The organism is Anaerospora sp., from assembly GCF_032013335.1.
Lineage (GTDB): Bacteria > Bacillota > Negativicutes > Sporomusales > DSM-15969 > Anaerospora.
In genome coordinates this window covers 222,165-236,275 of record NZ_DALZUO010000003.1, presented here as the reverse complement: position 1 = coordinate 236,275, position 14,111 = coordinate 222,165, and the positions used below count along the sequence as shown (strand labels likewise).

13 protein-coding genes are annotated in these 14,111 nt (G+C 41.5%); 2 read left to right on the top strand and 11 right to left on the bottom strand.

Going from position 1 to position 14,111, the window contains the following annotated elements:
* Positions 1-126: 126 nt before the first annotated feature.
* The 9 genes from RTR76_RS04685 to RTR76_RS04645 all read right to left on the bottom strand — a co-directional run bounded on the left by RTR76_RS04685 (position 127) and on the right by RTR76_RS04645 (position 9,531).
* Positions 127-684: a GNAT family N-acetyltransferase gene (locus tag RTR76_RS04685; protein WP_312517269.1), complete on the bottom strand. Its 558-nt coding sequence runs from the start codon at positions 682-684 to the stop codon at positions 127-129.
* A gap of 127 nt (positions 685-811) precedes the next feature.
* Positions 812-1,420 (bottom strand): TetR/AcrR family transcriptional regulator, encoded by a 609-nt coding sequence (locus RTR76_RS04680; RefSeq protein ID WP_312517200.1) that lies wholly within the window; start codon positions 1,418-1,420, stop codon positions 812-814.
* A gap of 111 nt (positions 1,421-1,531) precedes the next feature.
* A complete protein-coding gene (locus tag RTR76_RS04675) occupies positions 1,532-2,770 on the bottom strand; it encodes an HAD-IIA family hydrolase (protein ID WP_312517198.1) in 1,239 nt (412 codons plus the stop codon).
* Between the two features lie 286 nt (positions 2,771-3,056).
* The gene (locus RTR76_RS04670; RefSeq protein WP_312517196.1) at positions 3,057-4,319 is read right to left on the bottom strand and encodes a hydroxymethylglutaryl-CoA reductase, degradative; all 1,263 of its coding nucleotides are present in this window, start codon (positions 4,317-4,319) and stop codon (positions 3,057-3,059) included.
* 15 nt (positions 4,320-4,334) lie between these two features.
* Positions 4,335-4,649, bottom strand: coding sequence for a hypothetical protein (locus RTR76_RS04665; protein WP_132079807.1), 315 nt, complete (start codon positions 4,647-4,649; stop codon positions 4,335-4,337).
* Positions 4,649-6,010: an acyclic terpene utilization AtuA family protein gene (locus tag RTR76_RS04660; protein ID WP_312517194.1), complete on the bottom strand. Its 1,362-nt coding sequence runs from the start codon at positions 6,008-6,010 to the stop codon at positions 4,649-4,651. The genes RTR76_RS04665 and RTR76_RS04660 overlap by 1 nt, the downstream gene beginning before the upstream one ends.
* 42 nt (positions 6,011-6,052) lie before the next feature.
* Positions 6,053-7,426, bottom strand: coding sequence for a tripartite tricarboxylate transporter permease (locus tag RTR76_RS04655; protein WP_312517192.1), 1,374 nt, complete (start codon positions 7,424-7,426; stop codon positions 6,053-6,055).
* Entirely contained in the window at positions 7,404-7,856 is a 453-nt protein-coding gene (locus RTR76_RS04650) for a hypothetical protein (RefSeq protein ID WP_312517190.1), read from the bottom strand. Before RTR76_RS04650 ends, RTR76_RS04655 begins: the two co-directional genes overlap by 23 nt.
* Before the next feature lie 268 nt (positions 7,857-8,124).
* A complete protein-coding gene (locus tag RTR76_RS04645) occupies positions 8,125-9,531 on the bottom strand; it encodes a sigma 54-interacting transcriptional regulator (RefSeq protein WP_312517188.1) in 1,407 nt (468 codons plus the stop codon).
* A 449-nt stretch (positions 9,532-9,980) separates the two neighbouring features.
* On the opposite strand from RTR76_RS04645, the gene RTR76_RS04640 reads away from it, so the two are divergent.
* Complete coding sequence (locus tag RTR76_RS04640; protein ID WP_312517186.1) at positions 9,981-11,276, top strand: hypothetical protein; 1,296 nt, start codon at positions 9,981-9,983, stop codon at positions 11,274-11,276.
* 223 nt (positions 11,277-11,499) lie between these two features.
* The gene (locus RTR76_RS04635; RefSeq protein ID WP_312517184.1) at positions 11,500-12,522 is read left to right on the top strand and encodes a hypothetical protein; all 1,023 of its coding nucleotides are present in this window, start codon (positions 11,500-11,502) and stop codon (positions 12,520-12,522) included.
* 69 nt (positions 12,523-12,591) lie between these two features.
* Here the strand turns inward: RTR76_RS04635 and RTR76_RS04630 are convergent, their stop codons facing one another.
* Both RTR76_RS04630 and RTR76_RS04625 read right to left on the bottom strand, forming a co-directional pair.
* Complete coding sequence (locus tag RTR76_RS04630) at positions 12,592-13,872, bottom strand: Y-family DNA polymerase (protein WP_312517182.1); 1,281 nt, start codon at positions 13,870-13,872, stop codon at positions 12,592-12,594.
* Complete coding sequence (locus RTR76_RS04625) at positions 13,856-14,020, bottom strand: hypothetical protein (protein ID WP_312517271.1); 165 nt, start codon at positions 14,018-14,020, stop codon at positions 13,856-13,858. Before RTR76_RS04625 ends, RTR76_RS04630 begins: the two co-directional genes overlap by 17 nt.
* Positions 14,021-14,111: the final 91 nt, after the last annotated feature.

The window sequence follows — 14,111 nt, the reverse complement described above, 5'->3', positions numbered from 1 at the left end:
ACAACACTTCATTTATCATATTCTCTACTAAACATTATTGCCGCCCCGCTCAACCGGAGTATTTAAGATGCATACCTGCAAACATCACTTTACTATTATACTTCTTGGCCAGTGCGGATACTTCCTTTAAAGGTTAACCTGACAGGCTGTCCCCCTGCAGGGTTCCCATTCCTTCTTCAAAATGGCATACTCAAACGTATTTTCGTACTTCGGTGTTCCATCTGGATTTTTTATGAACGATATAAACTCTATATAATATGCTTCTCTGCGCATACCGAGCCGCTCACATAGTTTTTGTGAACGAACATTGTAATCTTCTGTATAAGCATAAATCCGTCTTGCATTCTTATCATTAAACAGAAAATCCAGAAAGGCTCTTGCTGCTTCGCCTGCGTATCCTTTTCCTTCGTATCTTTCGTTAAACTGCCAACCAACACTGTACGTATCAGGTTCATCTTTTGCTAAGAATAAATTCCCAATAATTGCATCAGTTTCTTTCAAGCATACAGCGAACTGGGTTTCGTCACTACTTCGTTTCTTCACCTCGGCAACAGCATCGTCAAAGGTGTTGAGTTTTTCATCAAAAAAGCAATTGACGCGCGGGTTGGAGAGATAATCCCATAATCCCGCTGCATCCTGCTCCTGAAATTTTCTTATCATTAGTCTTTCGGTTTCAATGCTCATCACAATAAATACCACCTTTTAATTAATTTGGGCATGCCGCCAAAAGTAAGGACGACTTGTAGAACTCTATTTAATGACCCGGGTCAGTTAAATAAGAAAAAAACTGCGCATAGTACGCAATTAAAACTTAGGGAATCGATAATTCGAGCATACCCTCCTCAATTCCCAAAATTCGTTCCAGCACGGATTCGGCAATTTTTGTTTTAATACGATAGGTTTCCTGGGGTTCTTTTGAATATGCAACTTCTAATAAGCAGTCTATTGTACTCCAGAAAAAAGCAATCGTTTCCTTTATATAATCCACATGCATGGTACCCTCTTGATTTCCCTGATGGATAATCTCTTCCAAAAGAGGGTTAAATACGGTTTCGACATGCTGTTGCCAGCTACTATAAACTAAATTGAATTGCTTCTCATCCCATAATCTGTCAATAAGAACATCAACCTGACTGGGAAGTAATAGCTCGGAAATGAAAGTGTGCAGTTTGTTGATTGCCGTATGATGGCGGCTTTTTAATTGGTAGGAGGTCGCCATTTCAGCAGCCCAGCGCGTGCAGATCGCTTCTAAAACAGCTTCCTTTGTTGGAAAGTAGTAAAAGAACGTCCCCTTGGCTACACCGACTTTTTTAACAATATCAACAACCATTGTTTTTTCATAGCCAACAGAAATAAATAACTCTAGAGCCGCATCAATTAACTCTGATTGCCGGACTTCGGGATCTTTTCGGACTCTCATATTTGCAGCAACTCCCTGACTAAAAATAAACTTATACTGTCGCTTCTCAAACCCATACTGACCGGGGTCAATTATATGATAATTAGTTTTGCATTGTCAATAACAAAACATTCACCGGAGAAAAGAAAAACTTTGGTTCGCCAATGCGTCTGTTAACCATTGGGGATGCATTTTTAGAATATTAGCCGGCAGATGACTTGTATCAAAAAAAGCAGCTTCAGCAATTTCACGATCATCTGCCTGCAGTTCTCCACCGATTATGCAGCATAAAAAGCTCAAAGTGATGAAGTGAGTGGCTGAACCGGACGGATAAGAAAAGACTTGCGAAACCGGATCGGAATAGACGCCTACTAACTTCTCTACCTCTACTATCAGCCCTGTTTCTTCTTGTATTTCCCGTTTAATTGCGTCGGTAACTGTTTCGCCAATTTCCAGGTGCCCCGACGGAAGACTCCACAAACCATTATCCTTACGTTTAACCAACAGTACCTGCCGCTGACCATTAAATATGACTGCCGCTACACCGGGTTTTACAGCATCCGGCCATACAAAACCTGGGTTTCTCCAAGGTTTTACCTCTTCAGTGGGTTTAAACAGCTCCCACAAATGAGTGATAATCTTGTCAGGCATCCGGTAATCGTGTTTTGACGGAAAGCAGCACCTATCTTTGGATAAAAGAATCGCATCAATCCCCTGTCTGTGCGCACCCAGAATATCTGTCTCCAGACTATCGCCGATCATTACGATCCGCGAACCTGGAGTAATACTCTGTAAAGCAGCTGAAAATAAATAAGAATACGGCTTGCCAATAATAAGTGGTTGTTTCCCGCTAACCTTGCGAATCAGCTCCACCATGGCCCCTGTCGCAATACACCGGCCATCTCGTCCCGGAAATGATTGATCCCCATTTGTGGCAATAAATCGGGCTCCTGCCTCTAAGTGTCGTATCGCCTGCTGAATTTGCACAAAATTTGTGTTTTCATTGTAACCTGCCACAACCGCTTGGCAAGAGCCGTCAAAGTTAGCTTTAATGCCAACGGCCTCCAGTTCGCTGGTAAACCCTGCAGTGGCAATTGCAAAAACGTTGGAAATATTGTTTTTCGCAAGATATTGAGCGGTGGCCCACCCGGAAGTAATAATTTCTTCCGGTGATACTACAATTTTCATGGAATTTAAGCGATTGCACAGCTCTTGTCTGGTTGGCCGCGGATCATTCGTAACAAAATAAACCGTTTTACCCATTGCCCGGAGTTTTCGAATACATCTTCTGCTTCCTGCTAAAACAGCATCATCGAGGTAAATCACACCATCAAGGTCAAAAAGAAAAACGTCATATTGATCGGCAATCATAAACAACAACCCCTTCAAAAAAAATAAGCCCGGAGAGATATCTTGACGCACTTAAATACGCCAAGCTATCCCCCTCGGGCTTTTTGTGCCAATAGGTGCCCCCGCGAGAGCGGGCTGTAGCGCTCGGTCGCAGCCCTCGTAAGAGGCGGAACCCTAGCTACCTTTTCCAAGCTTGAAAATGAGAAAATATATTGTTATTTATTATTGTAGCATGGTCATTGTTCTTTGTCTTTAATTTTAGTTCGATGCACAGGAACCATAAATTTTAAATTGGGCATACTCATATTTATTTCTTTACCTGTTTAACCAGCTCTTCAGCATAATCTTGCCTTACCTTACGTGCTTTCACCATTTCCGCTACAACCTGATCGATAATATCTGGAGTAGCACCTGCTGCCACTGCTACGTTCCTTGCATGGAGGGACATATGGCCGCGTTGAATTCCTTCGGTAGCTAATGCTTTTAATGCAGTGAGATTCTGCGCTAATCCAACAGCCGCAATAACTTCTCCTAACTCAACTGCTGACTTAACACCAAGAATCTTTACTGCTAAACGCGCCACAGGATGAACCTTGGTTGCTCCTCCGACTAAGCCAACTGCCATCGGCACTTCGATCGTACCTACTAGATCACCATCTTTATTCTTTTCCCATACCGTTAAAGAAGTATACCGGCCATTGCGAGCTGCATAGGCATGTGCACCTGCCTCAATAGCGCGTGTATCATTCCCTGTGGCAGTCACGGCAGGAATGATGCCGTTCATAATTCCTTTATTGTGCGTTGCGGCGCGATAAGGGTCTACAGAGGCAAAGGTATAGGCCCATACAATACCGTCAACGACATCCTCTCCTCCCAGTGTCTCTTTATCTATCACGGTCCGTACGCGAACCAGTCGTTTATCAGCCAAGTTAGACAAAATACGCAGATAGACTTTGCCACCAGTAATTTGTTCAATATAAGGAGCTAGCGCCTCAGCCATAGTATTTACTGTATTTGCTCCCATAGCATCCCGGGTATCCGCAATCAGGTGCATAACTACCATTGTACCTAATGGTGATGGTACTATTTGTACTTCCAGATCTTTCATCCCGCCGCCCAGGCTAATAAGCATTGGGTCCTGAGAATTTGCTATTTCCATGAGTTTTTCACGAGCTTCAAATAACTTAAAACGAGCTGCATACGGGTCTGCTACATTCACAATTTGAATTTGAGCCCGCATAATTGGACCTGTATTACTTGTAAAGAATCCGCCTTTTATCCGAGCCATCCTAGCAGCATTGCTCGCCGCGGCAACAACAGATGGTTCTTCAACTGCCATTGGAATGAGATAATCCTTGCCGTTAATCATAAAGTTAACGGCTATCCCCATGGGCAGTGGCATAACACTAAATACATTTTCAATCATATGGTCTGCCGCTTCTATGCTGAGAGCACCTGTCTCAGCAAGTAACGAAACTTCTTCTTCAGACAAGTTACTAAACTTAGCAACTTCCTCAAGACGCTGCTGCGGTGACAGCTTATAGAACCCCTTAAACTCACTCGTTTTCATTTGCTATGCCCCTTTCTATTTTTCAATTTCCATTCGTAACAACGCTGATGCCATTGTTTTTCCCAGTGTATCAAGTCGTAAGGACTGAGTGGCTCCCCCTCCTAAAGCCTCTTTCATCACAAAATTAAACCCGCTTAATGTAGGAACATCATAACGAATTACCTCGCCCAATACTACCCCTTTAAAATGCTCCTTTACCTTCTCTGCTGTAACTTGTTCTTGTAACAGTTCATAATCCTTCGGATCACGAGCGTATAAGCAAATATTACTGATGTTTCCTTTATCCCCTGAACGGGCGTGGGCCACATCTTTAAGTAAACACTTAGCCATTACTTCACCTCCAAAATATGTGGTGTCAATTTCACAGCATCACGAGGAATAAGCGTAGGCCAAAGTGCAATAATCTCGCTTACTTTAGGTCTTCCACCGAAGAAGCATGCACCCGGTGGTCCATTTAGTTGCAAGGGAGCAATCTCCGGTGCTAGTTTTTGAGCCTCCTTCTTATCCTTCGTTCTTATTGTCATCCGCATGACAACCTCATTCGGTTCGCTAGTAAGCGGGGCAGCTATCGGTCCATGCAGAGCATTTACCCCTAAGTAATCTACCCGTATTTCCTCTGCTTGGAGTCCCTTTTTAGCCAGCCGCTTTTTCAATATTTCCGCTGCACATTGTGCCTTCTCATAAGCATCAGGCCAGGCAAAAGGTAAATAGCCCTCAATTTTATAACCGGCCTGGTAGCCAATACATAACTTTAATTGTTCAGGCCGCGCTTTGCCAAACACGCCGTCAAGACGAACCTGATTCTTGCCGGTTTGGGTCAGCCTTGCTTTACTTACATCGACACTAACATCAGGTGTAATGTAATTAGCCGGATCATGAATTTCATAAAGGAGCTGCTCTTTGCAGGTTTGTTCAGAGATTAAACCACCGCAACCGGGGGCTTTTGTAATAATAATCTCCCCATTTTCATTCACTGCCGCAATTGGATAACCGAGTGAGTCAAGATCTGGTACTTCACGCCAACCATAATCAAAGTTCCCGCCACTGCCTTGGCCACCGCACTCCAGAAGATGCCCTACTATAATACCTTTCGCCAAGTCATTCCAATCCTGCGGCTTCCAGCCATACTCATATGCTAAAGGTGCAAGGAACAAGCTGGAATCGGTGGCACGACCGGTTACCACTACGTTTGCCCCCATTTCCAAGCAAGATAGGACAGGCTCATGACCGTAGTAAACATTAGCGTTCACAATCCGGTCTTTAATTTCGTTAAAATCCCGGCCGTTATCTAAGTTTTTCATTGTGATTCCCTGTGACTGCAAATCCCTCAACTGCTCTAACAAGTCATCTCCCGTTACATACCCTATTTTAAAATTACTAATTTGTTGGCTAATAGCAAGCTTTTTAATTTCGTTGACCGCTCCTTGCACATTCATTCCGCCGGCATTAGATAGAACTTTGATATTCTTATCCAGGCATTCCTTTAGAATGACCCGCAGCATATCAATGAAATCCTGGGCAAATCCTCGCTCAGAGTTACGCTGACGCTGCCGCTGCATAATGGATAAGGTTAATTCGGCTAAGTAATCACACGCTAGATATTGAAGATCACCTGTCTTGACCATATGAATTGCAGCATCGTTAATATCACCCCAGAAGCCTTGCCCACCACCAATACGTACTGTTTTCAAAAAATCATCTCCTTTGTAACATTACAGAAAACATTGTTGTATTTACTTGATTCCGAATAACGTAAGAACTATGTAACTTGATGCATAGTAAGTCATATACTGCACTCCTGTATGAATGCCAAAGAAGCGATTTAAAATACCCCCGAGAATCGCGATAGTTATGGAAATACCGATACCCACAATGCCAGCTTCATAATAGGAGAGAACAATAATGAGCCCAGTAAACATGCTGATAATCGCTTCCTGGCTAACTGTTTGCAATACCCAGACGCTCGCTTTACGGGCGTAATTCATCGAAAACGGATAGGCTACCAAAGACGCTACAATAATCCCTATAAAGCCATACAACAGGTATTGATAGGGAACCATTAAGTTGTGCAAGTTATGAATCGGTTGAGAGGTAAATACAGGTGGAGCATTAAATAACGGAGCGGCCGGACCAAGCGCCATGGGGCTGAGCGGTATACCAAAGGCCATCAATGGAATGACAGTCTCAGCAATATACGTCGCTTCTGTCACTCCGTTCATAGCAGCCAACGAAGTAGTTAGTCTCTGATATAAGCTCTTTACCCGGGATGAGATAATCTCCCCTACCATAACAGTCATCCCGACAGGACTAAATGTAAAGGTTAAGGCCGACACCGTAGCAGCTGCGGCAGTATACATCTTCTGCTCACCTGATAAAATAGCAAGCGGATTGGGGAAATACCCTTTCCAGCTTTTTAGTTCAGGTGCCAGCCAGAACTCCCGGGGCTGACTGCGAGTAAGCAAGTGTCTTGATATTGGTGAAAGCAGAGTCACCAGATCAGCAAACATTGGGCCTATGGCTATACCCAAAAAGATACTGATGAAGACCCCTTTACCTAACGCCGCAATAGCCATTTTGTTTAGTCCCTGGATTAAGAATGCAAAGGGTATTAAAACAAAGACACTGGCCCATTTGCCACCAGATGTATAAGCGATGATAACAGCAGCGATGGTAAAGATAATCGGAGCCCACGATTTAACTGCTTCAGCAAAAGGAGCTAACAGCGTGGCAAAGCCAACAGAGATTGGCAGAGCAACAAAAGCAGCTATAATACCTCCCGAAATCATCTTCCGCAGAGCAATATGTGGTACGCCTAAGCGCCGAAGAATACTGGCATCCTGAAGCATAGGAACTGCCATGGTATCACCCGGAACCCCCATCAGCGCTGTTGGTATGGCGTGTGTCATATGTTTGGAAACAGCAGCGGCTATAAACCAGGCAAAAACTGCTACAGGTGGAAATCCCAGTAAGATTACTAGCAGGGTTAACGGTGCAATAGTCGCCGTTTCATCGGTACCTGATATCAACCCAATCCCGGAAAAAATGATACCTCCCGCAAGAGCAGCCCCTAACCCCCACAATAGATCATTGAGAAACAGCGCGTCCATCTTGTACTTCACCTACCTTGCTTTTAGCATTCTTCTGAGCAAACAAGTCGTATATTTGCAAATCTTTCATTTCTTGTATAACTTTTGGCCCTACAGATTGAAGCTCTTCTGCTTCTTTATCTATATCAATTTTCAATTCTTCCAAGGCAGCAAGACGGTCTGCCTCAGAAAATTCCTCTTCGTTCAATTTCCGCTTTGGTTTAAACAGCTTTGCTGAAATGATAGCCGATAAAAGACATCCTGCTATTCCTATTAGCAGTGCATAAGCAGTCATTAAATTTGCTGCCAGCTTAGAGAAGTTCGCTTGTAGATAGTTGAGGCCCAGGATATAAAACGATAGACTGATAATAATTCCAATTCCCATTGCAATTGCAAGATGCTTGAGGTCGACTGTATCTCCCCAAACATCGGCATAGGGCTTTTTCTCCATACATATACCCCCTCAAATACTTTTTCAGCTTCACTCACTTCGCTTTGTGCTTAGTCGATAATATTCCTCCTCCCTGAACTGATTTTCATGTAGCTTAAATTTGCAATATTCATGCCAAGCATTTCTACATCATTACAACCCTTGATTTTGCTGAATATTCAAGATAATTTGACGATAATTCCACCTATCATTGTATACTGTGGTAAACAAAGCAGGGTTTTCTCAACGAGAAAACCCTGCGCCAAACGTATACATATGTATACCGTATCTACATATATCCGTAATTTTTTAGTTTCTTATAAAAAGCTCTGCGGCTTATTCCAATCATCTTCATAGCCTGAGTCTTATTATTATTGCAAACATCCAATGCTTGTTTAATTAACTCGCGTTCTTCCGCCTGCTTGTTTATTCTTAGTGTCTCCATAGTAGAAAGCGTTCCGGGTAATGACGATACACTTTGCGAAACTGCCTCATTACTAATATGCGCAGGTAGATGCTCAATACGGATCTCTTGCTCAGCACACATAATTACCGCATATTCTATACAGTTTTGCAGCTCTCGAACGTTGCCAGGCCACTCATAAGTCGAAAGAAAGCGGATGGCTTCGGCAGAAAGAGTTCGGGCTTTTTTGTACTTTTCGTTATTTTGGTGCAGAAAATACTGAGACAGCAATCCAATATCTTCACCGCGCTCACGTAACGGTGGCATTTTAATAGACACAACATTTAACCGGTAGTATAAATCAGTTCGAAACTGGCCCTGCTTAATCATTTGTTCCAGCGACTTGTTCGTGGCGGCTATGACTCTCACATCAATGGGAATGCTCTGGGTACGTCCAATCTTCTCTATTTCTTTTTCCTGCAAAACACGAAGCAGCTTTGACTGCATGAACGGTGACATGTCACCGATTTCATCAAGGAAGATTGTTCCTCCCTCAGCTAATTCGAATTTGCCTAGTTTTCCACCCCGCTTAGCCCCGGTAAATGAACCTTCCTCGTAGCCAAACAATTCACTTTCCAGCAGGGTTTCGGGAATGGCTGCACAATTTACACTAATCAATGGTTTACTGGCTCTACTACTATTTTGGTGAATCGCTTTAGCAATGATTTCTTTCCCAACGCCATTCTCCCCGCCAATTAATACCGAGGCATCTGTTTTAGCAACGATCATAGCTTGTAATAACGCTTTGAGAAAGGCGGGATGCTTACCAATAATCGACTTACTTAATAAATAATCATGTTCTTCTAATTGATTCCGAAAGTATTCCGCCAAGCCTTCAGCCCGGTTAAGAGCTTCACTTAGTTTTTTCGTCTCAGTTACGTCGCGGAAGATTGATACTGCAGCGACTATTTTTTTGTCCTTTTTTATGGGATGAATGTTTACTACAACATCTCTTTTTAGTGACTTAATATGTACAGCTTTTCCTAATACCGGTTCGCCTAATTTTACAACGTCAAGTATAGTTGCTCCAGGTTCAACTTTTTGTATTTGCTTTCCTAAAACATGGTCTTTTGCGACACCTAAAATCCTTGAGTACATTTCATTGACATAGAAGATGCGGCCATCAGCATCAACGGCGATAATTCCTTCCTGAAACTTATCAATGATTTGGGTTAGGACCCAGTTATCACATGCCTGATTTAAGTAGGAGAGTACATCGTCACTTATCGCCATTTTTTCCACCCCACTTGCCTTGGATTTAGGAAACTATTCTCTTTTAAGGCTGCCATCTCCTCCTGATAGCATCTAGTTGCACACAAGATTTCCCCTTCAAAATTCTTCCTATTAGTATGCTATAAATCCATACATTTTTACCGGGTCTCTGCTCTTTATCTTTAATAACAACAATTGCGGTCTATTATAAACCTCTGAGCAAAAAATAAAACTTTTTCACATTTTACTAAACAAATATACAATAAGATGCATATAAAGAAAGAGGAGGCCTTTTACAACTTTTAAGTCACTAACAGAAATCTTTATTTTGATAAATAAAAACCCTCAGCTCAACTAACATCTAATTTAAGCATTTAACAGAGAACTCCTTGAACAAGAAGCTCTTTAGTCGGGAGTGAGTTAAATCCTGGTAGAAGCAACCTAAACCGTAAAATGAGGTGGCCGTTTATATGAGCGCAATGATTAAACAAAGTTTGCCAATAGTTGAAAAAATGATTCAAAATGCAAGCAACCAAAGACAAATAGCATTGAAAGAAAGTAAATTCAAAGTAAATTTAGATAATATAAAAGATAAAACAAAATCTACTGAACAAATTGATGTTAGAGTTGAGGGGAACCATGACCCCAATACTGCACTCTATCTTGATGCTTCCTATCTTAATTCACCCCAATTAGATAGCATTGTTGCAAATGGAGTTGAAAACTGGTACTATTTCTACGTTCCATCAACATCGCCTAAGGTAAAAATTAATTATCGATTTATACAAGCTGCTAGTCAAAGTTGCATTGTAGCTTTATACCAATTACAGAGTGATTTAGCTACTTTATCGGTTGTAGCTTTTGGAACTTCAGGAGAAAACGAAACGATTAATTATATTGATAATAGTTCAACCGGAGTGTATTTTTTAAGAGTTATACCACTTGCCCCAGCTAATAGTAATCCGTATGAATTCTATTTGCAATTACACAATAATTATGATTTAATTGGCAGCAACTTTTATAACGCACGAGAGTTTACAGACGCATTGTCTGTTACTGGAAAAATCAATTATATTTGTGATCAGGAATATTTTAAAATTACTTTATCCGAGTCCGGTTCTTATGTTCTTGCATCTCCATTAGGAAGTAATTTTATAATTCATTTGTATGATCAGAATTTAAACCCCATATTAACACTACCGATGACAAACGAAATATACCGAATAGATGGCTTCAATACTGCAGTTTACTACCTTACTGTTGGATATTATGGTGATGCAAGCAGTTTTGTACCAATTGCTTCTTATCCCTTAGAGTTCACCAAAACAAGAATACCGGCAAAAGCTACATTTATCGATCTTTCGTACAGTGAACCTGAAAGAGTTAATTGGAATGCTGGTATGCGTTATCTTGTGTCAGGATTTACGAATTTTATTGTTTCTGGCCGCATTATAGACAGTTTAGGCCGGGGCGTTCCTTTTGAACAGGTTCGCGTTGAATTAGTAGATGAAGCTTGGTCTCCCGATCATGGGAATAATAGTGTACTCTTCAAACGCCGCTCTAATATAGTATCAACAGATGGCAACGGTGATTTTCAAGTAGGTATGCAAACTCCTGTAGCGTATGGGTTATATAGTGTTTATACAGTTCGATTGCATATTTACGACCACGGTGAACTTTATATTTATACTGCAAATGATAATTTCAACACCCATCTCGCAACTACTGCAACTGAAAACACCTTGTTTTATATCCTCGGTTATTAATTAAATAATAATAAGCTGTCGATAAATAAATAGTCGACAGCTTATTTTTTTAGTAGATCGCCTATCACAACTAAAACTGCAACTTACTTTATTGTCCGAAAAAATTATGTTACTCCGAATGGTAGAAACTTCTAGTAAGCCCTAATTCTTAATTATCCGTTAATCAAATTGGAAATTCCTTCGATAATTATTTTAGAAACAATAATAAAGAGGTGCATTTGTCATGGACGTGTCTAATGTCACTGCGCTACATTCCAACAAAATTACAAAAAAGGCTATTAACATCACACCACCCTTGCTTAAGACAAATATACAAGATAATACCAGCAACACTAACGATCAAGCTGTGGTTTTGACCTTGTCAAAAGCAGCCCAAGAAAAACTTGAAGACCCAAAATATGCCGATGGAAGTCAAGAAATCATTATGAATAGCGAAAATCATGCTATTGCTAATCTTAAAGATCTAAAATTTAATTTTGGCAGTGTTGATGTACTTTGGGACAGATATCAAAAAGGGTTAGAAGCTCCACGGCTCGAAGCTCATGCAATTACGCCTTATGACTTTTTACCGGGGCTTAACCCTTACAGCTTTATGCAAGATGTTCTGAGATTAGATACTAAGAGCATGAACTTTGATGAAAAACTCATTCAGAAATTAAAAAATGTATCAACAATTATTACAGGAAATTCAAATATGGCGAGCTCCGAGGGCACTTTAAAGTCAGGCGGTATTGAGAATGCACTAACTCTTTATAAAGATGAGCTTAATAAAATTTTAGAATCCAATATGACTAATACAGAAAAAGAGAAAGCAACGAATAGTCTAAAAGGCTGTTTGATTGTAGCAACAGGCGATGCATTGGCCAGAACATCGTCTATCGTGAAGTATTCATTTGACACTTTTCTTCCCGACGGCATAAAAGATAAAAATACGCTGCTTGCCTCAAATATAGTCAATTCAGTTTATCAATTGCTTGTCAATGGAATGGATTATATTGATGATAACAACGATAGCTTCTCCTCACAAAAAATGATAGAAAGCATTAATAAAAAAGCGGGCAGTTCTTTGAATAATTTAACCTCAAAAGATTTTGACTTGTTTAGCGATTTTATAAATGAGCTGCACTATACAACTGGCATTTCTAAACCTTTTTTTGATAAGGTTCAAAATTCCGCAATTAACAATGAAATAAAATCTTACTTTAGGCAAATTTATAAGTTTGCATATGCACCATCTGGCCTATGATAGACCTGTCTGCACCATGCCATTATACGCATAACCTCACTGGTGAATGCGGCAACTGATGCTCTTACATCATTCACTTTTTCCTTTATGTCCGCCCACATAATCCGCCCGTTCAAGAAAGGTTCCCCCCGCCATTGATCCGGCATAAAAGATCGTTTTTTTGCCAAATCGCTTCCGAAGATCATCCACTGCTCTGTCCATGGCGTGTTTCTTGTCCTCTCCTTCATAAAATAGTTCCAACTGCTCAAGCTCCTGTGACACGAGTTTCCCAACGGTAATATTTACCGATCGTACCGGTTCACCCTGCCACCGTTTACTAAATTCCTGGCGTGCCGCTTCACTAATGATTTCTGTTGAGTGTTCCGGGCGAATTAGTTTAATTCGTGCAGTAAACCCCAGCTGTAAACTCCGGTCCGAATATCCTATTCCTACATATACCTCTTGGCATTTTTCCTGGTGCTTACGCAGCCTGGCGCATACATCTCCCACCATTTCCTTGATGATCATTAGAATTTCCGCTTGTAGGTAATAATCCCGCATTAATATCTGGTTTTTGCTATAGGATTTACTTCTCGGCCGTTCCTTCTGGCTGATGATGCTCGCATCCAAGCCCCATGCGTGGTAATATAACTGCAGCCCTATTACGCCCAGAGTTTTTTGCAATAACAGCGGATTGGCGTGGGCTAACGCCTCTATTGTATAAATTCCCATTCGCTTGAGCTTCTGGTCGTATCCTCTGGATATGCCCCAAAACGCCGTCAGCGGCTGTATCTTCCATACTGTTTCCGGTACCATCTCATACGTCCATTTTGCAATCCACGGCGGACGCTTTTTCGCTTCATTATCTAGTGCCAGTTTTGCCAGCAGCGGATTATCGCCAATACCTATTGTGACGATAAGGCCCAACTCATCTTTCACCATCTTTATGATAGCTTCTGCAATCGCCTCTGCAGGTCCAAACAAAGTGTGCGATGCAGTAACATCCAATATGGACTCATCAATGCTGTAAACGTGCAGATCTTCATCTGTTACAAACCGGCGGAATATATTCTGTATTGCCTGGTTCACATCGATATATAACGCCATATTCGGCTCTACTACCATAATCGGCGAACGCTTGGGAATTTCAAAGAGTCGATTCCCGGTCTTAATATGATATTCCGATTTCACCCTTGGGCTGCTGGCCAGTACAATCGCCCCCGCTCTGCTTACATCCGATACTACGGCAATATAGGCTTCCAGCGGGTCAAGCCCCCGTCGTACTGCCTCTACGGACGCAAAGAAGGACTTTGCATCGATACATAATATGCTCCTGCGGGGAAAACAGGAAAAATCAACGAGTCCCATCATTTTTGCCTTCGTTCTCTTTCATCTGCTCGTTATGCTCTGACAGCAGCATTCCCGCCCACTTTACCATACACCGGTCGACGTAAAATATCCGGATCATCTGCTGGTAAATAGGGATACTTAGTAAATTTATCGTATGTTCGCTCATCACTATCCACCTCCATTCACATAATACCAGAACATATGTTCTATGTAAATCTCAATGGGTGTGGTAATTTATTCCAATAAATGAAATAACGCCG

Coding starts and splice junctions, on each gene's coding strand:
- RTR76_RS04670 (WP_312517196.1), bottom strand. CDS start 4,319: ATGAAAACGAGTGAGTTTAAGGGGTTCTATAAGCTGTCACCGCAGCAG.
- RTR76_RS04685 (WP_312517269.1), bottom strand. CDS start 684: ATGAGCATTGAAACCGAAAGACTAATGATAAGAAAATTTCAGGAGCAG.
- RTR76_RS04630 (WP_312517182.1), bottom strand. CDS start 13,872: ATGATGGGACTCGTTGATTTTTCCTGTTTTCCCCGCAGGAGCATATTA.
- RTR76_RS04675 (WP_312517198.1), bottom strand. CDS start 2,770: ATGATTGCCGATCAATATGACGTTTTTCTTTTTGACCTTGATGGTGTG.
- RTR76_RS04640 (WP_312517186.1), top strand. CDS start 9,981: ATGAGCGCAATGATTAAACAAAGTTTGCCAATAGTTGAAAAAATGATT.
- RTR76_RS04650 (WP_312517190.1), bottom strand. CDS start 7,856: ATGGAGAAAAAGCCCTATGCCGATGTTTGGGGAGATACAGTCGACCTC.
- RTR76_RS04665 (WP_132079807.1), bottom strand. CDS start 4,649: ATGGCTAAGTGTTTACTTAAAGATGTGGCCCACGCCCGTTCAGGGGAT.
- RTR76_RS04655 (WP_312517192.1), bottom strand. CDS start 7,426: ATGGACGCGCTGTTTCTCAATGATCTATTGTGGGGGTTAGGGGCTGCT.
- RTR76_RS04645 (WP_312517188.1), bottom strand. CDS start 9,531: ATGGCGATAAGTGACGATGTACTCTCCTACTTAAATCAGGCATGTGAT.
- RTR76_RS04680 (WP_312517200.1), bottom strand. CDS start 1,420: ATGAGAGTCCGAAAAGATCCCGAAGTCCGGCAATCAGAGTTAATTGAT.
- RTR76_RS04635 (WP_312517184.1), top strand. CDS start 11,500: ATGGACGTGTCTAATGTCACTGCGCTACATTCCAACAAAATTACAAAA.